Annotated in this window: 21 protein-coding genes and 1 pseudogene; 9 read left to right on the top strand and 13 right to left on the bottom strand. The window is 43.6% G+C overall.

Annotated features, from left to right (window positions below):
- The first annotated feature begins 214 nt into the window (after nucleotides 1-214).
- Together Q0K96_RS10665 and Q0K96_RS10660 are read left to right on the top strand one after the other, a co-directional pair.
- Nucleotides 215-685, top strand: coding sequence for a CYTH domain-containing protein (locus Q0K96_RS10665; protein ID WP_297333975.1), 471 nt, complete (start codon nucleotides 215-217; stop codon nucleotides 683-685).
- Complete coding sequence (locus Q0K96_RS10660; protein ID WP_297333974.1) at nucleotides 676-1,671, top strand: YpdA family putative bacillithiol disulfide reductase; 996 nt, start codon at nucleotides 676-678, stop codon at nucleotides 1,669-1,671. Before Q0K96_RS10665 ends, Q0K96_RS10660 begins: the two co-directional genes overlap by 10 nt.
- Here Q0K96_RS10660 and Q0K96_RS10655 read toward each other — a convergent pair.
- Nucleotides 1,657-2,706, bottom strand: coding sequence for a PA0069 family radical SAM protein (locus Q0K96_RS10655; protein WP_297333973.1), 1,050 nt, complete (start codon nucleotides 2,704-2,706; stop codon nucleotides 1,657-1,659). The two genes, Q0K96_RS10660 and Q0K96_RS10655, sit on opposite strands and share 15 nt — an antisense overlap.
- Nucleotides 2,707-2,849: 143 nt before the next feature.
- Nucleotides 2,850-4,142 (bottom strand): aminopeptidase P family protein, encoded by a 1,293-nt coding sequence (locus Q0K96_RS10650; protein ID WP_297333972.1) that lies wholly within the window; start codon nucleotides 4,140-4,142, stop codon nucleotides 2,850-2,852.
- Nucleotides 4,143-4,228: 86 nt separating this feature from the next.
- Here Q0K96_RS10650 and Q0K96_RS10645 point away from each other — a divergent pair, with 86 nt between their 5' ends.
- Complete coding sequence (locus tag Q0K96_RS10645; RefSeq protein WP_297333971.1) at nucleotides 4,229-4,672, top strand: hypothetical protein; 444 nt, start codon at nucleotides 4,229-4,231, stop codon at nucleotides 4,670-4,672.
- Between the two features lie 41 nt (nucleotides 4,673-4,713).
- Here Q0K96_RS10645 and Q0K96_RS10640 read toward each other — a convergent pair whose 3' ends face one another.
- Nucleotides 4,714-6,075 carry a hydroxymethylglutaryl-CoA synthase gene (locus Q0K96_RS10640; protein WP_297333970.1) on the bottom strand — a complete coding sequence of 454 codons (1,362 nt, stop codon included), beginning with the start codon at nucleotides 6,073-6,075 and terminating at the stop codon, nucleotides 4,714-4,716.
- A 174-nt stretch (nucleotides 6,076-6,249) separates the two neighbouring features.
- On the opposite strand from Q0K96_RS10640, the gene Q0K96_RS10635 reads away from it, so the two are divergent.
- On the top strand, nucleotides 6,250-7,101 hold the full coding sequence (locus Q0K96_RS10635; RefSeq protein ID WP_297333969.1) for a ChaN family lipoprotein: 852 nt from the start codon (nucleotides 6,250-6,252) through the stop codon (nucleotides 7,099-7,101).
- A 26-nt stretch (nucleotides 7,102-7,127) separates the two neighbouring features.
- Complete coding sequence (locus Q0K96_RS10630) at nucleotides 7,128-8,123, top strand: aldo/keto reductase (RefSeq protein ID WP_297333968.1); 996 nt, start codon at nucleotides 7,128-7,130, stop codon at nucleotides 8,121-8,123.
- Between the two features lie 67 nt (nucleotides 8,124-8,190).
- On the opposite strand, the gene Q0K96_RS10625 is transcribed toward Q0K96_RS10630, so the two are convergent.
- Both Q0K96_RS10625 and Q0K96_RS10620 read right to left on the bottom strand, forming a co-directional pair.
- Nucleotides 8,191-9,150 carry an OmpA family protein gene (locus Q0K96_RS10625; RefSeq protein WP_297333978.1) on the bottom strand — a complete coding sequence of 320 codons (960 nt, stop codon included), beginning with the start codon at nucleotides 9,148-9,150 and terminating at the stop codon, nucleotides 8,191-8,193.
- A 26-nt stretch (nucleotides 9,151-9,176) separates the two neighbouring features.
- Nucleotides 9,177-9,938, bottom strand: coding sequence for an exodeoxyribonuclease III (locus Q0K96_RS10620; RefSeq protein WP_297333977.1), 762 nt, complete (start codon nucleotides 9,936-9,938; stop codon nucleotides 9,177-9,179).
- A 192-nt stretch (nucleotides 9,939-10,130) separates the two neighbouring features.
- On the opposite strand from Q0K96_RS10620, the gene Q0K96_RS10615 reads away from it, so the two are divergent.
- A complete protein-coding gene (locus Q0K96_RS10615) occupies nucleotides 10,131-11,954 on the top strand; it encodes a lysophospholipid acyltransferase family protein (protein ID WP_297333967.1) in 1,824 nt (607 codons plus the stop codon).
- A 6-nt stretch (nucleotides 11,955-11,960) separates the two neighbouring features.
- Here Q0K96_RS10615 and Q0K96_RS15055 read toward each other — a convergent pair whose 3' ends face one another.
- Both Q0K96_RS15055 and Q0K96_RS10610 read right to left on the bottom strand, forming a co-directional pair.
- Entirely contained in the window at nucleotides 11,961-12,326 is a 366-nt protein-coding gene (locus tag Q0K96_RS15055; protein WP_363317247.1) for a VOC family protein, read from the bottom strand.
- Nucleotides 12,327-12,371: 45 nt separating this feature from the next.
- Nucleotides 12,372-13,325 (bottom strand): annotated as a pseudogene (locus Q0K96_RS10610) (2-hydroxyacid dehydrogenase); the annotation flags it as partial.
- Between the two features lie 83 nt (nucleotides 13,326-13,408).
- On the opposite strand from Q0K96_RS10610, the gene Q0K96_RS10605 reads away from it, so the two are divergent.
- The gene (locus tag Q0K96_RS10605; protein ID WP_297333966.1) at nucleotides 13,409-14,353 is read left to right on the top strand and encodes a hypothetical protein; all 945 of its coding nucleotides are present in this window, start codon (nucleotides 13,409-13,411) and stop codon (nucleotides 14,351-14,353) included.
- On the opposite strand, the gene mgtE is transcribed toward Q0K96_RS10605, so the two are convergent.
- The 5 genes from mgtE to serS all read right to left on the bottom strand — a co-directional run bounded on the left by mgtE (nucleotide 14,354) and on the right by serS (nucleotide 20,047).
- On the bottom strand, nucleotides 14,354-15,706 hold the full coding sequence (gene mgtE / locus Q0K96_RS10600) for a magnesium transporter (RefSeq protein WP_223053641.1): 1,353 nt from the start codon (nucleotides 15,704-15,706) through the stop codon (nucleotides 14,354-14,356).
- Nucleotides 15,696-16,475 carry a 16S rRNA (adenine(1518)-N(6)/adenine(1519)-N(6))-dimethyltransferase RsmA gene (gene rsmA / locus Q0K96_RS10595; protein WP_297333965.1) on the bottom strand — a complete coding sequence of 260 codons (780 nt, stop codon included), beginning with the start codon at nucleotides 16,473-16,475 and terminating at the stop codon, nucleotides 15,696-15,698. Before rsmA ends, mgtE begins: the two co-directional genes overlap by 11 nt.
- A gap of 52 nt (nucleotides 16,476-16,527) precedes the next feature.
- Entirely contained in the window at nucleotides 16,528-16,848 is a 321-nt protein-coding gene (locus tag Q0K96_RS10590; protein WP_297333964.1) for a DUF4286 family protein, read from the bottom strand.
- A gap of 26 nt (nucleotides 16,849-16,874) precedes the next feature.
- Nucleotides 16,875-18,653 (bottom strand): tetratricopeptide repeat protein, encoded by a 1,779-nt coding sequence (locus Q0K96_RS10585; protein ID WP_297333963.1) that lies wholly within the window; start codon nucleotides 18,651-18,653, stop codon nucleotides 16,875-16,877.
- Nucleotides 18,654-18,775: 122 nt separating this feature from the next.
- Entirely contained in the window at nucleotides 18,776-20,047 is a 1,272-nt protein-coding gene (serS, locus tag Q0K96_RS10580) for a serine--tRNA ligase (protein ID WP_297333962.1), read from the bottom strand.
- A 148-nt stretch (nucleotides 20,048-20,195) separates the two neighbouring features.
- On the opposite strand from serS, the gene Q0K96_RS10575 reads away from it, so the two are divergent.
- A complete protein-coding gene (locus tag Q0K96_RS10575; RefSeq protein ID WP_297333961.1) occupies nucleotides 20,196-22,118 on the top strand; it encodes a M1 family aminopeptidase in 1,923 nt (640 codons plus the stop codon).
- Nucleotides 22,119-22,266: 148 nt separating this feature from the next.
- Here Q0K96_RS10575 and dusB read toward each other — a convergent pair whose 3' ends face one another.
- Complete coding sequence (dusB, locus tag Q0K96_RS10570) at nucleotides 22,267-23,253, bottom strand: tRNA dihydrouridine synthase DusB (protein WP_297333976.1); 987 nt, start codon at nucleotides 23,251-23,253, stop codon at nucleotides 22,267-22,269.
- A 438-nt stretch (nucleotides 23,254-23,691) separates the two neighbouring features.
- On the opposite strand from dusB, the gene Q0K96_RS10565 reads away from it, so the two are divergent.
- A complete protein-coding gene (locus Q0K96_RS10565) occupies nucleotides 23,692-25,701 on the top strand; it encodes a T9SS type A sorting domain-containing protein (RefSeq protein ID WP_297333960.1) in 2,010 nt (669 codons plus the stop codon).
- Nucleotides 25,702-25,862: the final 161 nt, after the last annotated feature.

The following is a 25,862-nucleotide window of genomic DNA, read 5'->3' as shown; positions in this document are numbered from 1 at the left end:
AATATTTGAACTGCAAACGTAATAAAAAAATGTTAATTTATTTACAAAAAAAATTTGAAACTTGCTTTATATCAGTATAATGTAAATCTATTGCAGGAATTATAAATACAAAATCATATTATAAATTCATAGTGGCAAACGGTTCACAGGCTACATATTTTAATCTTCACGCCTAAATTCCTTAACTTGCATAAGCAATAGCACTTTATTTTTTATGAACGAGATAGAACGTAAATTTTTAGTAAAGAATTCAGGATTTAAAGGATATTCCCACAAGCACGAGCGTATTGCGCAGGGCTACCTGAACAGCCACCCCGGGCGTACTGTGCGCATACGCACCAAAGGCGATAAAGGTTATCTTACCATTAAAGGTAAAAGCAACGAAAGCGGTACTACGCGTATGGAATGGGAAACTGAAATCCCCGTAGCGGAAGCGCACAGCCTGCTTGAGTTGTGTGAAAGCGGCAGCATAGATAAAATAAGGTATGAGGTAAAATCAGGCAGCCACATTTTTGAAGTGGATGAATTTTTTGGTGAAAATGAAGGATTGATCATAGCCGAAGTAGAGCTGCAACACGAAGATGAAATTTTTGAAAAACCCGAATGGCTGGGGAAAGAGGTTACGGGCGATGTACGCTACTATAATGCTTACCTGAGCCGTAACCCCTACAAAACATGGAAGTAAACACTAAGCCTTATGATCTTGTGGTAATTGGCGGCGGCCCCATAGGTATGGCGTGTGCCATAGCAGCGCAACGCAAGGGGCTCAATTACTTACTTATAGAAAAGGGTGCACTGGTTAATAGCCTGTACAACTACCCCTTGTATATGACTTTTTTTTCTACTGCTGAGAGGCTTGAAATAGGGGAGGTGCCTTTTACCTGCATAGCGCCTAAGCCCGGCAGGCAGGAAGCGCTGGAGTATTACCGCAACATACAACGCAAATTTATGCTGAATATCCACTTATATGAAAGGGTGCTAAGCGTGCAAAAGCAGGATAACGGGCAATTTAAGGTTACTTCAGAGAAAGATGTTTATGCCGCTGCAAACGTAGTGATAGCAACAGGTTTTTATGATATACCCATGTACATAAACGTACCGGGCGAAAACCTGCCGAAAGTGCACCATTACTATAAGGAAGCCCACGAATATGCTTTTAAGAAAGTGCTTGTTGTAGGCGCAAACAACTCGGCGGTAGATGCCGCACTGGAGTGCTGGCACAAAGGCGCTGAGGTTACCATGGTTATACGCAAAGGTGAAATAAACGACAGGGTTAAGTACTGGATAAAACCCGACATAGAGAACCGTATTAAAGAAGGAAGCATTAAGGCTTATTTTTATTCTGAAGTGGCGGCCATAAGCGAAAAACAAGTAACGATTACCACACCTGATGGAACTGTTACTGTAGAAAATGATTTTGTACTGGCACTGACCGGCTATCGCCCCGACCTTGATTTCCTGAAAAGCTGCGGTATAGCTATATCAGAAGGGATAAACTGCACGCCGCAGTACAACCCGGAAACAATGGAAACCAATGTAAACGGATTATACCTTGCAGGCGTAGTGTGCGGCGGACTCGAAACCCATAAGTGGTTTATAGAAAACTCGCGTGTGCATGCCCACATGATTATAGATGATATTATGAGCAGGCAAGGGCTAAAACAGCCGTAGCTGCTCTCCTTTGGTGCCGTCAAACAAAGAAGTGGTTAGCTCAGGCAGTTCTTTTCCTGTAAAAAACTTTTGCCGCGCCACCTTAAACGATGTGTGTATCATTTCGGCAATATTGCCTTCACCCTTCCGGCGCTTAAAAAACTGCTTTTCACCCAGCTTCCCCCCGTGCATGCTTTCTATCTGATGCAATACCTTTTCCTGCCGTTCCGGATAATGCTCTGCCAGCCACCCCCTGAAAACGGGTTCAACCGCATCATTTAACCGCACCAGCGTATAACCGAAATCAAGTGCGCCGCGCTCGGCTATTGTTTTTACAATGGGCAATATCTCCATCGTGTTTAGTCCCGGTATCATGGGCGCCACCATAATATGCACAGGTATGCCATTTTGCGAAAGTGTTTCTATTGCCTTTAGCTTGTTAGAGGCAGATGAGGTTCTCGGCTCCAGCCTGCGCCGCAGCTCTTCGTTTATGGTGGGTATGCTTAAAGAAACCGTTACAAGGTTCTTTTTAGCCATTTTTTCCAGGATATCAGTATCACGGGTTACCAATGCATTTTTGGTGAGGATGTGCACGGGGTGCCTGTAGTCCAGAAAAACCTGCAGCAGCTTGCGGGTAATCTGCATCTTGCGCTCTACCGGCTGGTAGCAGTCGGTATTGCCCGAAAGCAATATGGGTTCGGGTTTGTAGCCCCGCTTTTTGAAGAACTGCTCCAGCAGTTCGGGAGCATTTTTTTTGGCGAGTATTACCCTTTCAAAGTCGATGCCTGCGCTGTAGCCCCAGTATTCGTGAGTGGGACGGGCAAAGCAGTAGGCACAGCCATGCTCGCAACCCTGGTAGGGGTTCATAGAATAAGCCATTGAAAGGTCTGGGCTTTTTACAGCGTTTACAATGGTTTTAGTATAAACATCTATAACCTGTGTTTTTGCTATATCTTCTTCATAGTCATCCTGGTAGATGCTTTGTTCATAGCGGTTTTTCTCAAAGTGGTTGTGTATATTGCCTGTTGCGCCCTGTCCTTTAATCTCCTTTTTCATATCCTGACATTTAAGCGCAAGATATAGATATAAGATTATTTTCTAATATTAAATAGTAATATTTTATCAACACAGAAAATGCTGACAAAAAAAGCCTGCCGTAATTCGGGCAGGCTTAATGTATTTATATGTATAGCGTGCGGTTAAGCGTTCATCAGCGACTCTATCTCGTCGGCTTCTATTGGTATGTTTCGCATCAGGTTAAACGGCTCACCGCTTTCCTGTATAACAACGTCATCCTCTACGCGGATACCGAAACCTTCAGCCGGTATATAAATGCCCGGCTCTACGGTAAATACCATATTGGCTTTCATTGGTTCGTGCAGCAGCCCATAGTCGTGCGTGTCGAGCCCCATGTGGTGCGAAGTGCCGTGCATAAAATATTTTTTATAAGCAGGCCAGTCAGGGTTTTCGTTCTGCACATCGGCTTTATCCAATAGTCCAAGCCCCAGCAGTTCAGATGTCATCAGCTTGCCAACCTCTACATGATACTGTTTCCATAGTGTACCCTGCACCAGCATTTTTGTAGCTTCATTCTTAACACGAAGTACAGCGTTATATACTTCTTTCTGGCGTGCGGTGTACCTGCCCGAAACCGGAATGGTACGGCTCATATCGCTGCTGTAATTGGCATATTCCGCGCCAACATCAAACAGTATAAGGTCGCCTTCATTACATTGCTGGTTGTTTTCTATATAATGCAGCACGTTTGCATTTTTGCCCGATGCAATTATAGGAGTATAGGCAAAACCCTTGCTGCGGTTGCGGATGAACTCGTGTATAAATTCGGCCTCAATTTCATATTCCATAACACCCGGCTTTGTGAACTGCAACACCCTGCGGAAACCTTTCTCGGTAATGTCGCACGCCTTCTGTATCAGGTCAAGCTCCTCACTTTCTTTAATACTGCGGATGCGTTGCAGTATCGGGTTGCTCTTGGCAACGTTATGTGCAGGATATTTTTCTTTCCACCATTTTATAAAACGCGCTTCGCGGGTTTCGGTCTCCACTGCCGAACGGTAATGCTCATTCGTATTAACATACATGGTTTCGCAATAGGTCATGATCTCGAAAAGCACTTTCTCGAAATCCTTTAGCCAGTGAACCGTTTTAATGCCCGAAACTTCAAAAGCCCTGTCTTTGGTCAGCTTTTCGCCTTCCCAAACGGCAATATGCTCGTTTGTTTCGCGAAGGAAAAGCATTTCACGCTGGTGCTCATAAGGCGCATCGGGGCATAAAAGCAATATGCTTTCTTCCTGGTCTACGCCGCTAAGGTAAAATATATCGCGATGCTGCTGAAACGGCATGGTACTGTCGGCACTAATGGGGTAAATATCGTTAGAGTTAAATACCGCCACGCTTTTCGGCTTCATCTCTGCCATGAACTTTTTACGGTTCTTAATAAAAAGGTTGCGGTCTATCTGGTGGTATTTCATATTAAAGCATTTTTAATGATTCTCAAAATTAGTGAGAATTTTATGAACAGGTTAATAAAAGACAATTAGATTTCTATATTTGATAAATGGAAAATGATATTGTCAGGATATTTAGCCGACTGCATGACGGGGGGATTGAAGCGTGGAGCTTTGATGACAACATACTTAAATTGCAGGTTAGTTGTCTTTACCTGGCAGAAATGATAAATCCTGAATTTGAATTTTTTTACATTGAAATACCTGCTGTAGAAAGTTTGTCTTTAACCTGTCATCTTAAAGACGAAGAAAGTTGTGTTTTAACTTCGCCGGACGAGATTTTCTCAGGGGAACTCGAAATTATTTCGGCTGAAAGCTTCGATGATAAGACAGTCATACATTTATATCAAGGTGATGTTTCGGCAAAATATATTGTAGCTGAACTCCACTTAAAAGCATCAGAAATTCACATCTATCAACATGAAAAAAGTGAAATTAACGTTGACTTTTTATCTAAAATATCAGATGATTATTGGACTAATTTCGGCAAATAACTGCGTTGATCCGCAAGCAATTATTGCCAAATGTAACTAAGCTACTCTACCCATTTATAATACCGTGCCCCAATAAGGTTAGGCTTTTCAGTTTCAATATTATCTAATGCCCACTCGCCTGAAGGTACTGATATGCTTTCCTGCTGTTCTCGTTTGTGAAGTTTAAGATAAGTTTCAAAATCTATTTCATGGTTTTGTGTCAGCGTTTCAAAAAGTTGTACAGGCTTTAGGGCTTCCTGCCAGCCGTGTTGTATGGTGCCCTCAAATACTTTCGACTTAGAGCCGCTGCCGTAGGCAAGAAAGCCTGTTTTTTTCCCTGTAAGACTGCTGCCTTTTTCTATATGTATGCATAAGGTACTCAATAGCCCCATAAAAACAGAGCCGGTATAAAGGTTGCCTATTAAAGAAGATGCAGTTTCGGCAGGTGCCAGCTTTTGGCTTACAAACTCAAGGTAGGCCGCACTTTTGCTTATTTCCTTTATTTTCATGGTTGCTTCCGCTTCTGTTTCGTTGCCTGCAATTAATGGTGGCTGTGCATCTTCAACAAAAATTTCGGCAAACATCCTGCGCCCCTGGTAGGCATAGGGCAGGTGCATGATGATGTTTTCCCAGCGGTTGTATAATGGTTCGCTTACTCCTGCCATTTCCTTAAAGCGGAAGTAAGCCTGTTTTGTGCGGTTAGTGTAGCACTGGTTACTGTACTGTCCGTCGAAAACGGGTTGCGGCTTATGGATTTCTATTACATTTTCGAGATTGCCCAACCACGGTTCGTTGTTTTCATTGCCAGTAATATCTTTTTTGCTGAGTGTGCGGGCAGGCTTAAAAAAATCGAAAACCCCTTCGGTGCTTACAGCCCAATTATTCCCTATAGCTATAATTCGTGGGTTGGCACATATAAGCATGGCAAGCGCGCCTGCTCCCTGCGTATATTCGCCGGTACTCTCTAAATCATATTTTGCAATATCGGTAGTTACCACAACTGCTTTTTTATCCGGGTTAAGCCTAACAAAATCAATACAATTTTGCAGTGCATCCACACCGCCTATGCAGGCAAAGGTAAAATCGGTAACATCGCAATTGCTGAAGCTGCCCGCGCCATGCAGTTGCTCCATAAGGGCAACAAGGTAAGAGCCTATTGGTTTGGCGCTGTCAATAGCACTTTCGGTACCCACATATATCCGGGCTATTTCGGCAGGATTAAGGTTTTGCTGATTTATCAGCCTGGTTAAAGCATTAGCTGCAAAAACTACCGCGTCCTGGTGGGTGTCGGGCAGGGTCATTTTTAGCAGTCCCAGCCCTTTCTCCAGCTTGTCGGGGTCTATAGTGCGGGCCTGGGCCAGTGTTTTTATAGGCAGGCAAAGTTTGGCAATATCAAAGGCAATAGCATCTATTCCGGTGTTCATATAATGTTATTTGAAAGGTAAAATTACTTACTGTTACCAATATAACCACCATAAAAAATAAGCATGCTATTACTTTTGCCAATATCAAAAAAACAGGCGGTTAAATTTTGCATTTCCGCAATTAGTGTCTCCTCTTTAATGCGTAAATTAGCAGTCTAATCTTACGTAGACATAATGAAAATACTCTATACCCTTGCCACTTTGTTACTCTTTAGCTTTGCAGGTGCACAGGATAAGCAGCCTTACCAGTTGTATAACGCCAAAGGCAAAAAAACTACCTATAAAAAACTGCTTGAAACCGCCGAAGCGGCCGATGTGGTGCTTTTTGGCGAGCACCATGATGATGCGCTTATCCACTGGCTGGAGCTTGAATTTGCCAAAGACCTTTCTGAAAAGAAGAAACTGGTTATGGGTGCCGAAATGATTGAAGCCGATAACCAGGATGAACTTGACAGTTACATTAACGGTACCATTAACCAAAAGGCTTTTGATACGCTTGCGCGTTTGTGGAACAATCATAAAACCGACTACAAGCCTTTGGTAGATTTTGCTAAAAGCAAGAATATAAAGTTTATTGCAACCAACGTGCCGCGCCGGTATGCAAGCATGGTGTATAAAAAAGGTTTTGGTGCGCTCGACTCATTACCTGCAGCCGAAAAAGTATGGATTGCCCCGTTGCCTATTGCTTATGATGCAACCCTGCCCGGCTATGTAAAAATGCTGGAGATGATGGGCGGCCACGGCGGCGACAACCTGCCGAAAGCACAGGCTGTTAAAGATGCTACCATGGCTCATTTTATTGCCAAAAACCTTGAGAAGGGCAGTGTGTTTATACACTACAACGGTACTTACCACAGCGATAATTATGAAGGCATAAACTGGTACCTGAAACGCGAAAAGCCACAGGTAAAGATTATCACTATTGCGGCGGTAACCCAGTCGGATATAGCGAACCTTGAGCAGGAACATCTTAATAAAGCCGATTTTATACTGGTTGTGGATGAGGATATGACAAAGACATATTAACGACATCAATCTAAAATCATAATACTATGGAATACAGAAAAATTGGAGCCTCTGAATTGCAGCTTTCTGCCATCACCTTTGGCGCCTGGGCAGCAGGCGGCTGGATGTGGGGCGGAACCGAACGTAAAGATGCCATTGATGCCATCCGTAAATCGTATGATGAGGGTGTAACTTCTATTGATACAGCACCTATTTACGGGCAGGGCGACAGTGAGGAGATAGTAGCCGAGGCCATACAGGGCATAGGGCGCGATAATGTACAGATACTTACTAAGTTTGGAATGCGTTGGGATTTGGCAAAGGGCGATTTTGCCATGAAAAGCAAAAATAACCACGGGCAGGACATCGATATTTACAAGTATGCCGGAAAGGAAAGTATCATAAAAGAATGCGAAGACAGCCTCCGCCGCCTTAAAACAGATTATATAGACCTGTATCAGATTCACTGGCCTGAGAGCACCACACCCATACAGGAAAGCATGGAAGCGGTTGTGCAGCTTATACAGCAGGGCAAGGTGCGCTATACAGGTGTGTGCAACTACAGCGCCGGGCAGTTAGAGGAAGCATCTAAGTATGCAGATGTAGTTTCTGACCAGGTGCCTTACAGCATGGTAAAACGTGGCATTGAGAAAGAACTTGTGCCGTTTTGTATAGAAAACAATAAAGCGATAATTGCCTATAGCCCGCTGGAGCGCGGCCTGCTTACCGGCAAAATGAAGCCCGGTCACAAATTTGCCGAAGGCGACCACAGGGCTAATATTTATTTTTACAGCGACGAAAACCTGAAAAGGGTGGATGCATTTCTTGATAAAATAAAGCCGCTTGCTGAAGAAAAGAATGCTGCTATAGCACAACTGGTGCTTCGTTGGACAATAGACCAGCCGGGCATAACTATTGCGCTTGCTGGAGCACGTAATGCAGAGCAGTCGGTGCAAAATGCCAAAGCGGTAAACATAAAGCTCGCTGCTGATGAGCTTGACTTTATTACTGCCGAGCTTAACAAGCTGGAGCTGGTAAAATAACCGCAACAGCTCAGATATAAAAACACCCGCACTACAGTGCGGGTGTTTTTATATTTAAGTAACAGGATTATATCTCGTTAAGCATTTTAGATATTTCATCCAGTTTTGGCGTAAGTATAATTTCTATCCTCCTGTTTTTAGACCTGCCTTCGGCAGTATCGTTGCCGGCAATAGGGGCGAATTCGCCACGCCCGGCAGCAGTAAGGTTTTTAGGGTCAACACCCTTGTTTTCTTTAATAATGGTAACTATGGCAGTGGCACGCTTGGTAGATAAATCCCAGTTATCGGTTATCTGCCCGCCCCCGTTATAAGGTACGTTATCAGTATGCCCTTCTATCAGTACGGCAATTTCCGGGTTTTCGGCAAGTACCTTTGCCACTTCGGTTACCGCCCTGCGGCCTTCTTTACCCACCGTCCAGCTACCGGAATCAAATAAAAGCTTGTTTTCCATACTCACGTACACCTTACCGTTCTTCTGCTCTACAGTAAGCCCTTTGCCTTCAAAGCTGTTAAGTGCTTTGCTCAGGGTTTCTTTCAGGCGCTTAAGGCTTGCGTCCTGTGCAGCTATCATGCCTTCCAGTTCATCAACACGCTGCGAGCGGTCCTGTAGTTCGCTTTTTAACTTGTTAAGCCTTTCCTGCTCGGCTGCAAGTGCTTTCTCTTTAGCCTCAAGCTGAGCAAGCAGCTCGCGGTTCTTTTTCATGTTACTGTCCAGTGCATCGCTGCTGTTTCTTTCAAGCGCAGCATAAGATGTTTTTAGCGTGTTAAGGCTGTTTTGTGAGGCAGCATAGTCAGCCGCCAGCTTGTCGCGTTCAGCCTTTAGCTTGTCAAGCTGTGCCTGCAGGTCTTTGCTTTTCAGGTCGAGCTGGTTCCTTTCTTTTTCTAACGATGTGTTCTGGTCGGCAAGCTCGCGGTTTTCCTTTTTAAGGTCGGCATACTTATTTTCAAGGTCTTTGTAAACCTTAGACGATACACACGAAGTGGTAAGCGCCAGCGCCAGTAGCCCGGCAGAAATTCTCTTGATCATCATTTTTGTGTTTTATCGGTTCATTCTTATTCAAACTCAATCAGTATGGGGCAATGGTCGCTGTGCCTTGCCTCCGGTAATATTACCGCCCTTGTAAGCCTTTCGCGCATTGGCTCTGTAGCCAGGCAGTAATCTATACGCCAGCCTTTGTTATTGTTGCGGGCATTGGCGCGGTAACTCCACCAGCTATAATGGTGCGGGTCTTTGTTAAAATGGCGGAAGCTGTCAACAAAACCATTGTTTATAAACTTATCAAGCCATGCACGCTCTTCGGGCAAAAAGCCCGATACCTTAGCGTTACGTACAGGGTCATGTATATCTATGGCCTGGTGGCAGATATTATAATCGCCGCAAATGATAAGGTTAGGTATTTCCTGCTTCAGCCTGTTTATATAATCGTAAAAATCGTCCATATATTGGAACTTGTGCCCTAATCTGTCAATATTTGTTCCTGAAGGCAGGTAAAGGCTCATTACAGAAAAGGTTTCAAAGTCCACACGCAGGTTGCGGCCTTCGGCATCCATATAGTCTATACCTGTGCCATAAACCACATTCAGGGGTTTGTGCTTAGAGAATATAGCTACACCGCTGTATCCTTTTTTTTGTGCCGAAAACCAATAGTGGTAGGGGTAACCCGATTCTTCTATCATGTTTACCGCTACCTGGTCTATATTTGCCTTAATTTCCTGCAGGCATATTATATCAGGGTTTGCCTGTGCGAGCCACTCTAAAAAACCTTTATTCATGGCTGCCCGTATGCCGTTTACGTTATATGATATTATCCTCATAAGTGCTATTGTGGTTTCAAAAGTAGCCAAAAAAGTAAAGAAATTAAATTGCTGCTGCATTATTTGGTTATAACATGCTTAATGGCAGTAAAATAAGCAGGCAAATATTTAAAGCGTTAAAAAAAATATTCCATTTTAACGTTTGCTCATAATTGCTATCTTTGTTTTTTGCCCGTAACACACCCAATGCAGATGAGCTTAGTTACCGCTAAAGAAGTTGCAAAAGCAATAAAAACCGATAAGTATGGCTTTTTAGGTACTTTTTCAGGCTGGTTACTGATGAAAGTTTTAAAGATATCCACACTAAACAAGATATACGATAAATACAAACATCTTTCGGATGTAGAGTTCCTGAACGCCATTCTTGATGAATTCCAGATAAAATTTGAAGTTCCTGAAGAAGACTTTAAACGCCTCCCGAAAGACGGAGCCTATATTACCGTATCCAATCACCCGCTTGGAGGTATAGACGGTATCCTGCTTTTAAAGCTGATGCTGGACCGCAGGCCCGACTTTAAGATAATAGCCAATTTTTTATTGCACCGCATAGAGCCGTTAAAGCCCTATGTAATGCCTGTTAACCCATTTGAAGGGCATAAAGACGCAAAATCGAGCGTGGCGGGTATAAAAGATGCCCTGCGCCACCTTAGCGAAAATAAGCCTTTGGGTATTTTTCCTGCCGGTGAGGTTTCTACTTATCGCGACGGTAAGCTGGTGGTTGACAAGCAGTGGGAAGAAGGTGCCATTAAACTGATAAAAAAGGCAAACGTGCCTGTTGTGCCGATATACTTTCATGCCAAGAACAGCAGCCTGTTCTATATGCTTTCGCGCATGAGCGATACCCTGCGCACGGCAAAGCTGCCAAGCGAACTGCTTACCCAAAAAGACAGGGTTATAAAAGTGCGTATAGGTAAGCCAATATCAGTTGCAGAGCAAAACGAGCATGAAACAATGGAGGCATATTCGGAATTTTTAAGACGTAAGACTTATATGCTGGCTAACCCTTTTGAGAAAGGTACTAAGCTGATAGATACCAGCAACCTTACCCTTAAACTGCCCAGAAGCCCCAAAAACCCCAAACAAATTGCCAAGCCTGCCAACCACGAACAGATAATAGAAGAGGTTGATGCTTTAAGAAATGGCGATTACCGCCTGCTGCAAAGTAAAAACTATGAAGTGTTTTTTGTGCAGGCCGATAAAATACCGAATATTTTACACGAAATAGGCCGCCTGCGCGAAATAACTTTCCGTGCGGTGGGGGAGGGCACGAACGAATCGCTCGACCTGGATAAATACGACCAGTATTACCACCATATGTTTTTGTGGGATGATGAAGCCAAGCAGATAGCCGGCGCCTACCGTATGGGGCTCGGTAACGATATTTATAAGAAGTATGGCATAGACGGGTTTTACCTGCACGAGCTCTTCCGTTTTGAGCCTGAGCTTTATGATATGATGTCGAAGTCCATAGAAATGGGGCGTGCCTTTATTATTGCCGATTACCAGCAGAAGCCAATGCCGCTTTTCCTGCTGTGGAAAGGCATTGTGCATACCACCTTGCGTTACCCTGAACATAAGTTTCTTATTGGCGGGGTGAGTATCAGCAACCAGTTTTCTGATTTCTCTAAGTCGCTGATGATCGAATTCATGAAATCGCATTACTACGACCCGTATATTGCACAGTATGTGCATCCTAAAAAGGAATATAAGGTTAAGCTTAAAGATGCTGATAAAGACTTTGTTTTCAATGAAACGGAATCAGATCTTAATAAATTTGACAAAATAATAGAAGAGGTAGAGCCGGGCAACCTGCGCCTGCCGGTGCTTATTAAGAAATATATTAAGCAGAATGCACGTGTTATTGCATTTAATGTGGACCCGCTTTTCAACAATTCGGTTGACGGGCTGATGTACATACGCATTGCCGACCTGCCCGAAAGTACTGTTAAACCTGTAATGGAAGAGTTTCAGGCAGAGCTGGAGCGCAAGCTGGAAAAAGGAATCATTAAGAAGTAGCTTCTTTTATAAGAAAGCTTCATCAATGGGCTCCCATAATTCTATTTTATTGCCTTCCGGGTCTAGTATCCAGCCAAATTTTCCGTAGTTGTAACTTTCAGGTTCGCCAACAATAGTTACACCTTCTTGTTGCAACTTTTCTAAAAGCGCATCAAGGTTATGTACCCTGAAGTTTTGCATATACTGCTTCTGCGAAGGTTCAAAATATTTGGTATCGGCGGCAAAAGGCGACCATTGGGTGCTTGCTTTTTTGCCGTTTTCATCAATCCACCAAAAAGTGCAGCCGTAGTTATCGGTGTTAAGCCCTAAATATTTATTATACCACTCTTTAAGCGCTGCCGGGTTTTCTGATTTAAAGAAGAATCCGCCTATGCCGGTAACCTTTTTCTCTTCTTCTGTAACTTTCGGTTCGTCAGAATAAACAGCTTTAATTTTATCTGCTATAACCTGTGCCAGTTTTTTATGGCTTTCAAACGTCCAGCCCGCAATGTGGGGCGACAGCAGTACATTCTCCGCAGTTAAAAGATACTGAAACTCCGCAGGGATATCGCCATCAGTGAATAGGTGTTCAAAAGAAGATTTTTCATACTCCAGCACATCAAGTGCTGCCCCCAGTATTTTACCAGACTGTAACGCTTCGGCAAGGTCTTTTGTTACAACGCTTTTGCCACGTGCGGTATTGATAAACCAAAAAGGCTTGGAGAATGCATTTATAAAGTCAGCATCAACCATTTTGTTAGTTTCGGGTGTCCAGGGGGTGTGCAGGCTCAGCACATCAGCGCGCTGTTGCAGTTCTTCCAGCGTTACCTGCCGGGCATTGGCATCACCTACGCGTGGCGTTATATCATAACAAAGTACTTCAGCATCAAAGCTACGCAGCTTTTTAGCAAAAGATTTGCCCATATTACCATAACCTATTATACCCACCGTTTTTCCTTCAAGCTCATGCCCACGGTTGGCTTCGCGGTTCCAGTGTCCCTCGCGCACCTGCCTGTCGGCCCTGTTGAGGTTGTTAAAAAGCGACAGCAGCATGCCCAGTGCCTGCTCGCCAACCGCATTGCGGTTCCCTTCGGGTGCGGCGATAAGGTGTATCCCTTTTTGAGTTGCATAATCGCAGTCTATGCTCTCCAGCCCGGCGCCAACACGTGCAATAAATTGCAGGTTTATGGCCTTGTCAAGAAAAGCCTTGTCTATATCAAACCTGCTGCGTATAACAATGCCGTTATACCCGGCTATTTTAGCTTCAATTTGTTCTTTAGATGCCGTGTAATCAGCTTCGTTAATAAATCCGGCCTCTTCAAGCTGTTGCCATAACACAGGGTGGTTACTGTCTATGTGAAGTATTTTTATGCTTTCAGGTAGTGTGTTCATGATTGAGTGTATTGCAATGCAAAGTTAGATAACTATACTATAAGTTAAAATTATTAGTTTTATAATAACCAACCGACTGAAGCATGCGATATATTGTACTACTGGCTTTTTATTGCTTTACCTGTGGGACGCAGGAAATTAAAGACAATACAAAAGTAATTGCCTATACTCTTGGAGTAATGCCCATAACCGGCTCCTGCCATATAGGCGATTATTTTAAGGATATTTCTGCTGTTGGAACTACCATACAGGCAACAGTAAGCTATGATGCCAACCTTGCCCGAAACCTTATAAAGCTAAAACGTGAAGCTAAAAACAACTGGCCATCAGAGGAATGCAATTGCAAAGGCCAGCAATATACAAAAGCTGAAATTATACCGAATGCGTATGTAGTGCAGTTAAACGGCTACAGAGACACTATTTATACCACTAAAGATAACTGTGCTGTTTATATACCTGAAACCGGTCAAAAATACTTTGATGGTGAAAGCAGGCTGCTCAATGAATTAGAGAGGGGGTTCCCGGAGTTTTTAAGCCGTGATTTTGAAAAAGAAATAAACGAGCGCGTTTATGACTCCGTTAGCGTTAATGCTGTAAAAATTGATAAAAAGAAACTTTTTAATAAAACCCGCAGGAGTTTTGAAAAGGATATAGCGCCTTTCCAGATGGTTCGGACAGACTCAGTTTACGCTAAAACTGTCTTTGTAAGACAGGTATTCTGGCTTGACAACATAGAAGTTATTTTTAGTGATAAAGGGCAGGTGCAGGATGTCAATGTTCACCACCCGAAAGGCGGGGGCAATACAGCTTTTGTTTTTACGCTTGATGGTTTTACAATTGGCGACAGCGAAGATCTGTTGCTGCATAAATATACCTGTTCCACTATTTTCAGGAACTGGGGCGCATCTTTAAAAGACTCTGAAGAGGGTTATTATTACCAGGTATCGTTTACAGGAGCAAAAGGCTTTGCTTTTTTCCATATTTGGGAAAAGAGAGTATATGCTATTGAGGTAACTTTTTTTAAGTAGCTAAAACCCAAGTATTGCTTTTGCAATAGAAAAATAAATCAGGATACCGCAAATATCATTACTGGTAGTGATGAAAGGGCCTGTTGCAAGGGCAGGGTCTATGCCTATTTTATTCAGTAAAATAGGGACGAAGGTGCCGATTAGCGATGCAATAACAATTACAGAAATAAGAGAAATACTTACTGTAAGGCCAAGGTCATAAGTAACACCTAATAAAAAGTGGCTGCCCAATATTAGTATTACTGCTAGTATAGAACTGTTAAGCAGGCTTAAACCAACCTCTTTAATAAGCCTTCTCCATAAAGAGCCGCTAATGGTATTGTTTGCCAGACCCTGTACTATAATAGCTGACGACTGCACACCTACATTTCCTGCCATTGCAGCTATTAATGGCGTAAAATAAAAAAGTTCCTTGTTGGTTTCCATGGCTGCTTCAAAAAAGCCTAAAACCTTAACGGTAACAAAGCCGCCCAAAAGCGCCAGCACAAGCCACGGAAGGCGTGCACGCGTAAGCTCCAGAATGCTGTCATCCGCCTCAACGTCCTGAGAGATACCTGCAGCCAACTGGTAATCCTTGTCGGCTTCTTCCTTAATTACGTCTACAATATCGTCAATGGTAATACGGCCTACCAGCCTGCCCAGTTCATCTATAACCGGTATTGCCTCAAGGTCATATCGCTGCATGATACGGGCAACCTCTACATCGGGGGTATTTACCTTAACAAAATCTACCTTACGGATATACACTTCGCTAATAGGCGTTTTGGTAGAGGTGGTAAGCAGATCTTTTAAAGAAAGACGTCCTTTAAGGCGATTCTCATCATCTACCACATATATAGAGTGTACACGCTGCACGTTTACAGCCTGTTCGCGCATTTCTTTTACACAGGTAAGCACATTCCAGTTCTCGTTAACCTTAACAAGCTCTTTACCCATCAAACCACCTGCGGTATCTTCATCATAGCGCAACAGGTCAACAATATCTTTGGCGTGCTCAACATCCTGGATCTCGCTGATTACCTCTTCCTTCATTTCTGCCGGAAGCTCAGCAATAATGTCGGCGGCATCATCCGTACTCAGCTCGTCAAGCTCTTCCGCAATTTCTTTCGGCGAAAGTTCGCGGAGGATTTTTTCCCGCACCTCTTCATCAAGCTCAAGCAGGATTTCCGCCGTTTTTTCGCTGTCGAGAATATGGAATATATAGATGGCATCAGAGTCGTCAAGCTCACCCATAATCTCTGCAATATCGGCATAGTGCATCTCCATGAGAAGGTCATGTAGCTCCTTCTCATTATTTTCACTTATTAATTGCTCTATCTGGGTAATGAGTTCCCTGCTGATCTTAAACTCCATTGGCGGCTATTTTTTGTGTTAGCGCAATAAAATCTTCTGTTGAAAGCTGTTCCGGCCGGAGGTCAAAGATACTATCTTCCTTTAAATTATCAGAGAGGTTAAATGTTTTTAAACTGTTACGTAACGTTTTCCTGCGTTGGTTAAAAGCAGTTTTAACCACGGTAAAAAATAATCTTTCATCGCAGGGCAGGATAAAGTTTTCTTTGCGGCGCAGGCGCAGCACGCCTGATTTTACCTTTGGTGGCGGGTCAAAAACGTGTTCCGGTACTGTAAAGAGATATTCGGCATCATAAAAAGCCTGCACCAGCACCGATAGTATGCCATAGGTTTTGCTGCCTTTTTTCTCGCAGATGCGCTCTGCCACTTCTTTCTGGAACATACCTGCAAATTCAGGTATGCGGTGACGCACTTCGAGCACCCTGAAAACAATTTGTGTTGAAATGTTATAGGGAAAATTACCGGCTATGGCAAGCTGCTCTTCGCCGAAGGATTTACGCAGGTCATATTTCAGGAAATCTTCAGAAAGTATCCTTCCGTTCAGTTTCAGGTAGTGGGCACTAAGGTATTCAACCGACTCTGTATCTATCTCTATAACCCATGTTTCAACAGGTTTTTCAAGCAGGTACTTGGTTAGTACCCCCATGCCGGGGCCTATTTCAAGCACAGTTCCGTAGCCCTGTAGTGTTAGGGTGTCGGCAATGTCTTTTGCTATGTTTTCGTCCTTAAGGAAATGCTGCCCAAGGTGTTTTTTGGCCTTTACTCTATCCATTTTATATATGTGTAAGCCCGCAGCAATACAGGCTCCGGGCAGCAGGGTATAATTATACCGATTTAAATTCTTTTAACAGCTCCAGCTCTGTACGGAAAGCCAGCATTTTATCGCCAAAAAGCCTGTGGCCTTCTTCGCGCAGGCGGGGCGCATCTTCATTATAATAAGCTTCCAGCTTTTCTTTACTCTCTGCAAAATATTGTACAGAATAGGTTGTGCCGCCTGTTTCTTCCACCACCAGCACCTTAACCATTTTGGCTTTCAGGAATTTACCTGTTTCCATAACATCGGGTATGTGGGTATCCATCATCCAGGCCAGCCATTGCTCGTGTATGCTGTCGTCTATATTTAAAGTTACGTTGTAAATTATCATAGTTATGTTTTTAGTGTGTGGTCTTGTTAACTCGTCATATCGCCCCTTAGCTGCCTGAACTCCCTCCTGGCCTCTACAAAGTAAATGCTGTCTTCGTGCTCAAACAGTACTTTTTCATACAGCGGCTTTGCCTTTTCAGGATCCTGCAGGCGCTTGTTGTATATCTCTGCCGAGAAAAACAGTGCCTCATCTATATAGATACCTTCGGCATAATTATCAATTATTTCTTTGTAGTACTGCAGGGCAAGGTCATACTGCCCGCTTTGCTCGTAGAGCTTCCCTAAACGCAGGCGGGTAATATCCTGTATGCTCTCGGTTTTATCAGTAGCGATAATGTTTTTAAATTCGTTAAGTGCTTCCTGTTTTTTATTGCGGTACAGCATAAAATCGGCCCGGGCAAACTTTTTAAGCGCGGTCTGGGTGCTGTCTTCAACCGTGTTATCGGTAATCAGCAGGAAAAGTTCCAGTGCATCATTGGCAATAAGTTGCGATGATGATGATTTTAAAACCTTGAGCTGCTTTTGCGCCCAGTCAAAATCGCCTTTAAAATAGCTGCTTCGTGCTACCTTCAGGCTCGCCTCGTGCCCTATAGGGTCATTTTTAAGGTCTTCCTCAATCTGGGCATAGTAAATAATGGCCTGGTTAAACTTCTCGTCGAGCAACAGAATATCCGAGAGCTTCATTTTAACCTCTGCCGACTGGTATTTGTTAAGCTGTAGCTTTAGCGCAGTATTAAGTGTGGTAATGCCGGCCTGAGTATCTTTAAGATGGAAAGCCTCAAAATCAGCTTTTAATATTTGCAGGTCGAGCGAGTATGGCGTAATCCCGAATTGTGCCAGCAAAGCATCTATGCGCTGCTTTATGGCTGCATAATCTTTTTCCTGAGCTTTTGCAATATCCATTTTAAGGATGTAAGCATTGGCATCCATAAGCGTTGCAGGGTCCTGTGTATTTTCTAAAATAAAGCCCAGTATTTCTCTTGCGGTTTCCTCTTCGTTCTCTTCTACGGCAAGGCGGGCAAGGCTGATGATATTGATAAAACTATCGGGGTCGCGCTTGTATATCGCTTTTTCCTGTATAAAGGCTTTACCATAATCGCGCTGCTGCACAAAATACCAGCTTAAAAACTCGTTCCAGAATAAATCCTGTGTTTTTTGCGTGTTCAGTAATAGCTGCTTGCGCAGGGCATCGTTAAAACTTTCGGGCGATTCCTCATTCATAAACCTTGCCAGCTGGTTTTGCACCACAGGCAGGTTTTGCGGGTTGTTGTAGGCATAATTCAGCAGGCTTTCAATCATTAGTTCCATATTACCGAGCTGCCCCTGCAATAGTGCAATCTGGTAATCAAAATTCATGTTGGGGTTGCCCTGCTTTGCAACTTCATAGGCTTTTAAAGCCTGTTCTGCCAGTACTTTTTTCTCAAAAGTGTTGGCTACGGTATATACAAAAGAGGGGTTTTGCCTCACAGCGTCTATAGCCTGCTCATAATACTTATTGGCTTCTGCCATGTTTTGCTGCAGCTGGTAGTTGTAGCCAAGCTCTACCAGTAAAAGGGGTTGCCCTGTTGAGTCGGCTTTGTCTTTTAGCAGTTTTTCGGCCTTCGCATATTGCTGAAGCTGCTGGTAACAGGCGGCCATGCGCTGCGAAAAAAAGATATTGCCGGGCTGCTTGTCGTTCAGGCTTTCATATATAACAAGCGCCTTTTCAAACTCGCCCTTCTCAAAATAATTATTGGCCAGTTGCTCGTTTTGTGCAAACAGGGCAACTGACCAGATAAATGCTATTATGGTAAATATTTTTTTCATCCTGAAATTCTGCTAACGCGGATGACACACTAAGGCGGTTTACCACGGATTGAATGTATTGTAACTGTAAGGCTTAAACGCTGATTTGCAATTTTTAGCACAGGGTGCCTTAAACAAATTTACTAATTTATAATATCAAATCCGGTGTATGGGCGCAAAACTTCCGGTATCACGATACCATCCGGTGTCTGGTAGTTTTCCAGTATGCCGGCAAGAACGCGCGGCAGCGCAAGAGAACTTCCGTTTAGCGTGTGCGCCAGGTGGTTCTTGTTATCCCTGTCGCGGTAGCGCAACTTAAGCCTGTTGCTCTGGAAGGTTTCAAAATTTGACACCGAGCTTATTTCCAGCCAGCGGTCCTGCGCGGTAGAGAATACCTCAAAATCATAAGTAAGCGCCGATGCAAAGCCCATATCGCCACCGCAAAGGCGCAATATCCTGTAAGGCAGCTTTAATTCTTTAAGCAGCAATTTTACATGCTCTACCATGCCATCAAGCGCGGCATAGCTGGCTTCGGGTTTCTCGATGCGCACAATCTCCACTTTATCAAACTGGTGAAGGCGGTTTAGCCCACGCACATGAGAACCATAAGAACCCGCCTCACGGCGAAAGCATGGCGTGTAACCCGTGCACAGCACAGGCAGGTCTTTCTCCTCAATAATCACATCGCGAAACATATTGGTTACCGGTACTTCTGCGGTAGGTATCAGGTACAGGTCATCTACCCCAACATGATACATTTGCCCTTCTTTATCGGGTAGCTGCCCGGTTCCGTAGCCTGATGCCTCATTAACAAGGTGCGGCACTTGGTATTCTTTATAGCCTGCTTCGGTATTCTTATCTAAAAAATAAGAAATAAGCGCACGTTGCAGCCTTGCTCCTTTTCCTTTATATACCGGAAAGCCTGCGCCTGTTATCTTGTTGCCAAGTTCAAAATCGATAATATCATATTTTTTGGCAAGCTCCCAGTGCGGCATAGCACCTTCAAAAAGTGCGGGTATATCGCCTTCGCGGTGCACCTCTTCGTTATCATCTGCACTTTTACCCTGTGGCACAATGTCGGCAGGGGTATTGGGCAACTTGTATAATGCCTGCGTAAGCTCTTCGGTAACGGTATTAAGTACCTCTGTTAACTCTTTGCTTTTTTCTTTATACTGTGTGGTTTTTTCGCGGAGGATAACAGCCTTAGCCTTTTCTCCGGCTTTCATAAGTTCACCAATGTCTTTAGACAGTTTGTTGGATTCCGATAAAACAGTGTCAAGCTCTACCTGGGTACTCCTGCGTTTCTCGTCAAGTGCAATTACCTCGTCAACAAGCGTTGCGGCATCCATATTGCGTTTTGCCAGCGCCTGTATTACTTTTTCTCTGTTTTCTCTTATAAATACTGTCTGTAACATGGTTTATGGTATTTTATGAAGTCAGCAAATTTAAGGATTTGTTTTAATTATTCCCTGCCCTGCTATTAAACTTTCAGTTGTTTTGCAACCCAAAGCCTTTATCTATATTTATAAAATAATTCGCTATTTTTGAACAAATTACAATTGAATGAGAAAAATTACTTTTATAGGATGCCTGCTGCTTGGCATGTTGCCCGTTTTAGCACAGCAGGGTGAAGATACTTTTGGCAGCCTTGTGGAAGCCGAGATGAAATCGGCATGGCAGATAAGCAATTTTTCAGCCAACCAAAATACCGCCAACTATGATGTGCTCTCGCACGTATTGGAGTTTAATGTAGATCCTGCCGAATATTATATAGAAGGTACTGTAACCACTACCTTCAGGGCAAAGACATTCATGACCAGCATAACGTTCGACCTTACACAGCAGTTGAGCGTGAATTCTGTAATCATAAATGGCGATATTGTTTTATTTACACAGAATGCTGATGAGCTGATAATTTCTTTGGGTTCGGGTATTGATGAAAATACGGTTGTAACGGTTATTGTAGATTATGAAGGCGAACCGGGCTTTAGCGAGGGCGCTTTTACTATAGATACGCATAATGGCGTCCCGGAACTGTGGACACTGTCGCAACCCTACGGCGCAAAAGACTGGTGGCCCTGCAAGCAGGACTTAAACGACAAGATAGACAATACCGACATTTATATTACCGCACCTTCTGAATATGTGGGCGTGGGCAACGGGCTCGAAATCTCGCAAACAGACAATGGCAATGGTACCACCACAACCCATTTTCAGCACAATTACCCTATACCTGCCTATCTTATAGCCATTGCGGTAACCAATTACCAGATATTTACCCAGACAGCGGGTACTGCCCCTAACACATTTCCTGTAGTGAATTATATCTATCCGGAGATGTATGATTTTATCACCACACAGCAGTTGCCGTTAACGGTACAGATGATAGATTTATTTGAAGAGCTTTTTGAAACCTATCCTTACCACGAAGAAAAGTACGGGCACGCACAATGCAGCCTGGGCGGTGGTATGGAGCATGCAACCGTATCTTTTATGGGAGGCTTTAACCGTGAGCTTGTGGCGCATGAGCTGGCACACCAGTGGTTTGGCGACAAAGTAACCTGCGGTTCCTGGAAGGATATTTGGCTTAATGAAGGCTTTGCTACCTATTTATCAGGGCTTGTGGTAGAAGATTTTGACGGCGAGGCTGCCTTTACCAACTGGAAGGGCGGGCGCATAGCCAACATTACCAGCCAGCCGGATGGTGCAGTTTACCTTACCGATACCGATACCACAAATGTGGGCAGGATATTTAGCGGAAGGCTGTCTTATAACAAAGGGGCTATGGTAGCGCACATGCTGCGCTACAAGCTGGGAGATAACGATTTTTATCAGGGGCTTAAAAATTACCTTGCCGATCCTGACCTTGCTTTTGGCTATGCCAAAACGCCTGACCTTAAGGAACATCTTGAAGCAGCTTCTGGAACAGACCTCACGGAGTTTTTTAATGATTGGGTGTACAACCAGGGTTATCCGGTATATAACATAACCGTAAACCACTGGGGCGAAGGGCAGGTAAAAATTACCATGAACCAGACGCAGTCGCATTCTTCGGTTTCATTTTTTGAAATGCCCGTGCTCATACGCCTCTCGGGCAGTGGCGGCGCAGTGCAGGATGTACTGCTTGATAATACATTTAACGGGCAGGAGTTTACCGTGCCTGTCAATTTTACGGTTACGGGAGTGCAGTTTAATCCCGGTAACGATATTATATCGGCTAACAGCCAGGCAACTTTAAATACAACTGAAATACCGGCACTGCAAAGGGTTATGCTTTATCCTAACCCGGTAACCGGCACGCTGCACCTGCAACTGCCGCAGGGCATGTTGGCAGAGCAGGCTGTTTTTTATAATGCATTGGGGCAAAAAGTTATGGAGACCGCCAACCAGTCGGTTTGGAATGTGTCGCAGCTTGCACAGGGTATTTATAATATAACACTTACCACCAATAGTGGTACAACGCAGCTTAGGTTCGTAAAGCAATAAAATAAAGCTGTCTCAAAAGATGTCATTCTGAACGAAATGTAATGGAGTGAAGAATCTTTTATTTGATGAAATAGATTCTTCCTGCGCCAGAATGACAAAAGTGCCTGTTAAAGCACTTTTGAGACAGCTAATTTAAGCTTTATAGATACTAAGCCGGCGTACTGAACTTTTCGAGTACTTCATCCATTACGGCATATATATCGGCAGGGTCATCGTGCGTTACCATGCGCTGCCTGTAATCTTTAAAATGGGGTATGCCTTTAAAGTAATTGGTATAGTGCCTGCGGGTTTCAAACACACCCACACGCTCGCCCTTCCATTCTATAGACCATTTCAGGTGGTTACGCGCGGCCTCAACCCTGTCTTCTACAGTAGGTTCCGGCAGGTGTTCGCCTGTAGCAAAAAAGTGCTTAATTTCATTAAATATCCACGGGTAACCAATAGACGCGCGGCCTATCATAATACCATCAAGCCCGTATTTGTTTTTATAGGAAAGTGCCTTTTCGGGGCTGTCTATATCGCCATTACCAAAAATGGGTATGTGTATACGGGGATTGTCTTTCACTTTTGCAATAGGCCCCCAGTCGGCTTCACCTTTATACATCTGCGACCTTGTGCGCCCGTGTATCGTTAAGGCTTTTATGCCAACATCCTGCAACCTTTCGGCTACCTCATATATATTAATACAGCTTTCATCCCATCCCAGGCGTGTTTTTACCGTTACGGGCAGGCTGGTGCTGCTAACCACTGCTTTGGTTAAACGCACCATTAAGTCTATATCTTTAAGTACACCGGCTCCGGCACCTTTGCTAACCACCTTTTTTACAGGGCAGCCAAAGTTAATATCTACCAGGTCGGGGTTAACAGTTTCCACAATCTTTGCCGACATAGCCATTGCTTCCTCATCGCCGCCAAATATTTGTATGCCCACAGGGCGCTCATAGTCAAATATATCAAGTTTTTGCCTGCTCTTCATGGCATCGCGTATAAGCCCTTCAGACGAAATAAACTCGCTGAACATCAGGTCGGCGCCATGCTCTTTGCACAGCCTTCTGAAAGGCGGGTCGCTCACGTCTTCCATAGGCGCCAGCAGTAACGGAAACTCAGGCAGCTCTATATTCCCAATCTTAACCATTTTCTTCATTTTGTGCAAAATTACAACAAATGCCATAAACAATAATAATAGTGGTTTTGTTCTGCTATAGAGGTGCTCAATAGTTGTATCAATTAATACGATTATAAAACCCTTATTTGCTTATGCCGCCGCCCTATATTTGTAAAAGAAAAAGAAACAAAAGCCATAACGGCTAAGATAATATAACCCATTATTTTTTTACTTCACGCTATTTATTTAACAGCGCTTTGTTCCCCAACAATGCGCTTTGTTTTGTTACTATCGTTACACAAAATTCTTTATGCCAAATTTTTAACCATAACCGCATTTTGTTGGCTCATATTTAACAGCCTTTAATTAACAATTAACTAATAGTAAAGATATTTAGGGTTAACAAATAGCGTCATTTGCATAGATAAAAACGGGCCATTTCTGGCGCCTGTTTGTAAACCTTGCTATATGATGTTAAAAATTACAATTAAACAAAAAATGATGTTGTGCATGCTGCTGGTAAACCTGTTTTGCTTTGCACAAACAAATGTATGGACGGGGCAGGAGAACAATTATTGGAATACTCCTGCAAACTGGTCTTTAAACCAAACACCCACACTTGATACCAATGTTTTAATTTCTGTTACCCAAACAGGTAACTATCCTGTTGTTACAGGTGAAGATGGTGTTGCTGACTGTAATAATATTACTATTGAAGACGGGGCATCGGTTACCATATCGGGAGATGGCGCAGGGCAGTTGAGGATAGAGGGCGCGATAACCAATAACGGACTGCTTAATGCTACTGACGGGACTATTGTAATGATAGGTGTAGCACCACAACTGATTCCGGCAAGCGCTTTTAGCGACAATACCGTTCGTAACCTTACCAGTTTTAATATTACAGGGGTAACACTCTCCGGGCCGCTTAGCCTTACAGGGATTTTGCGCGTAAGGACAGGGAATTTTGATACGGGCGGATACCTGACGCTTAAAAGCGATGCCACTACAACAGCTATTGTAGATGAGGTTGACGGTAGTATAACAGGGGAGGTAACAGTTGAACGGTACATACCTGCACGCAGGGCATTCCGCTTTATGAGCTCGCCAACCACAGGAGGCACAATACTGAGCAACTGGCAGGAAAATAAAGCCGATATAGAAGGCTATGGTACCGATATTACAGGGCCGGGCGGAGAAGCTAACGGTTTCGATATATCAGGCAGCAATAACCCCTCAATGTTTACACACGATAATGAGAGTGGGGTGTGGGAAGCCGTAACCGAAACAACCACTGCTTTACAGGCGGGCACACCTTACAGGCTTATGGTTCGTGGTGACAGGACGGTAGACCAGACCGATAATAGCGCTACACCAACCGCCACGGTGCTTCGTTCTACAGGAACACTCGAAACAGGCGATACTCAGCTATACTTTAATGCATTTACAATTAATGCAGGGTATTACCTGTTTTTGGGTAACCCATATCAGGCACCTGTAGATATGCAGGCTGTGCTGGCAGATGCGACCAATATAATAGACGATTTCTACTTTGTATGGGATCCTACCCTTAACAGCAGGGGCAGTTATGTAACCGTAAATGTAGAAAGCAATACGAGCAATATAGCTGCATCTGAAGCAAACCGTTACCTGCAGCCCAACCAGGCCTTTTTTGTTCAGATAGAATCAACCGGACTTACGGAGCTGTCATTTGCAGAAGAGCATAAATATGTGGTTTCTAACACTACAAATGATGTTTACCGTACGAGTAATGAACCTGTTGCAAGCCTTATACTTACAATGTACAGGCAGGAGGCTTATGATGCTAACGAAAAAGCTGCCGATGGTTTTACAGTACTGTTTGCAGAAGGCTATGATAACAACGTTAACAATAGAGATGCGGTTAAGCCTGTTAACCTTGATGAAGGCGTAGGTACAATAAACTCATCAAAAGTTCTGAGCTTTGAAAAGAGGGAAATGCCGGTGCCGGATGATGTTATACCGGTTTCGAACACTAATTACCGTACTGCTGATTATGTGTATGTGATAAACCTTGAGGGTATAGAAGGTGTCAATGCTTTTTTGCACGACAAATATACCGGCGCAATGGTAGCATTGCCTAATAATGAAACCACAACATACAGTTTTACAATAAACACTAACGATGAAGCCAGCAGTGCAGAAAACCGCTTTGATGTTGTTTTTGCAGAAGCGCTGTCATCAGGAGATTTTGAAAGTATAGAGGTTGCAATCTACCCTAATCCGGTTACAGGCGGAAGTTTTACAGTTCAGCTAACTGATGCGGCCAATGTAGATGTAGCACTTTACGATACACTGGGCAGGCAGGTAAATTGTTCGCTTAATTCAGTTCCTAACGGGGTGAATGTTACAGCACAAAGCCAGTTGTCATCAGGTATTTATATTGTGCAGGTAAGTAACGGGAGTAAAACAGTAACAAAAAAAATAATTATAAAATAGCAATATGAAACTTAAAATAAACCCGATACATACATTCTTACTATTGGCAGTCTTTCTTTTGTCTGCTCCTGCCGCAATAGCACAAACCGGTTTTGATGATGATGTTGATGACGAACCGCAAGAAGTTCCTGCACAGCCGTATGCAATGACAGGGCTGGTAC

The sequence above is a fragment of the Flavobacterium sp. genome (assembly GCF_024305175.1).
Taxonomy (GTDB): domain Bacteria; phylum Bacteroidota; class Bacteroidia; order Flavobacteriales; family Flavobacteriaceae; genus Flavobacterium.
The sequence above is the reverse complement of the archived record's forward strand: the minus strand, read 5'-3'. Positions and strand labels throughout refer to the sequence as shown.

Coding starts and splice junctions, on each gene's coding strand:
- Q0K96_RS10565 (WP_297333960.1), top strand. CDS start 23,692: ATGATGTTAAAAATTACAATTAAACAAAAAATGATGTTGTGCATGCTG.
- Q0K96_RS10605 (WP_297333966.1), top strand. CDS start 13,409: ATGCGATATATTGTACTACTGGCTTTTTATTGCTTTACCTGTGGGACG.
- Q0K96_RS10635 (WP_297333969.1), top strand. CDS start 6,250: ATGAAAATACTCTATACCCTTGCCACTTTGTTACTCTTTAGCTTTGCA.
- Q0K96_RS10645 (WP_297333971.1), top strand. CDS start 4,229: ATGGAAAATGATATTGTCAGGATATTTAGCCGACTGCATGACGGGGGG.
- Q0K96_RS10630 (WP_297333968.1), top strand. CDS start 7,128: ATGGAATACAGAAAAATTGGAGCCTCTGAATTGCAGCTTTCTGCCATC.
- serS (WP_297333962.1), bottom strand. CDS start 20,047: ATGTTACAGACAGTATTTATAAGAGAAAACAGAGAAAAAGTAATACAG.
- Q0K96_RS10575 (WP_297333961.1), top strand. CDS start 20,196: ATGAGAAAAATTACTTTTATAGGATGCCTGCTGCTTGGCATGTTGCCC.
- Q0K96_RS10655 (WP_297333973.1), bottom strand. CDS start 2,706: ATGAAAAAGGAGATTAAAGGACAGGGCGCAACAGGCAATATACACAAC.
- Q0K96_RS10585 (WP_297333963.1), bottom strand. CDS start 18,653: ATGAAAAAAATATTTACCATAATAGCATTTATCTGGTCAGTTGCCCTG.
- Q0K96_RS10650 (WP_297333972.1), bottom strand. CDS start 4,142: ATGAAATACCACCAGATAGACCGCAACCTTTTTATTAAGAACCGTAAA.
- Q0K96_RS10615 (WP_297333967.1), top strand. CDS start 10,131: ATGAGCTTAGTTACCGCTAAAGAAGTTGCAAAAGCAATAAAAACCGAT.
- Q0K96_RS10660 (WP_297333974.1), top strand. CDS start 676: ATGGAAGTAAACACTAAGCCTTATGATCTTGTGGTAATTGGCGGCGGC.
- Q0K96_RS10640 (WP_297333970.1), bottom strand. CDS start 6,075: ATGAACACCGGAATAGATGCTATTGCCTTTGATATTGCCAAACTTTGC.
- Q0K96_RS10620 (WP_297333977.1), bottom strand. CDS start 9,938: ATGAGGATAATATCATATAACGTAAACGGCATACGGGCAGCCATGAAT.
- rsmA (WP_297333965.1), bottom strand. CDS start 16,475: ATGGATAGAGTAAAGGCCAAAAAACACCTTGGGCAGCATTTCCTTAAG.
- Q0K96_RS10590 (WP_297333964.1), bottom strand. CDS start 16,848: ATGATAATTTACAACGTAACTTTAAATATAGACGACAGCATACACGAG.
- mgtE (WP_223053641.1), bottom strand. CDS start 15,706: ATGGAGTTTAAGATCAGCAGGGAACTCATTACCCAGATAGAGCAATTA.
- dusB (WP_297333976.1), bottom strand. CDS start 23,253: ATGGTTAAGATTGGGAATATAGAGCTGCCTGAGTTTCCGTTACTGCTG.
- Q0K96_RS10665 (WP_297333975.1), top strand. CDS start 215: ATGAACGAGATAGAACGTAAATTTTTAGTAAAGAATTCAGGATTTAAA.
- Q0K96_RS10625 (WP_297333978.1), bottom strand. CDS start 9,150: ATGATCAAGAGAATTTCTGCCGGGCTACTGGCGCTGGCGCTTACCACT.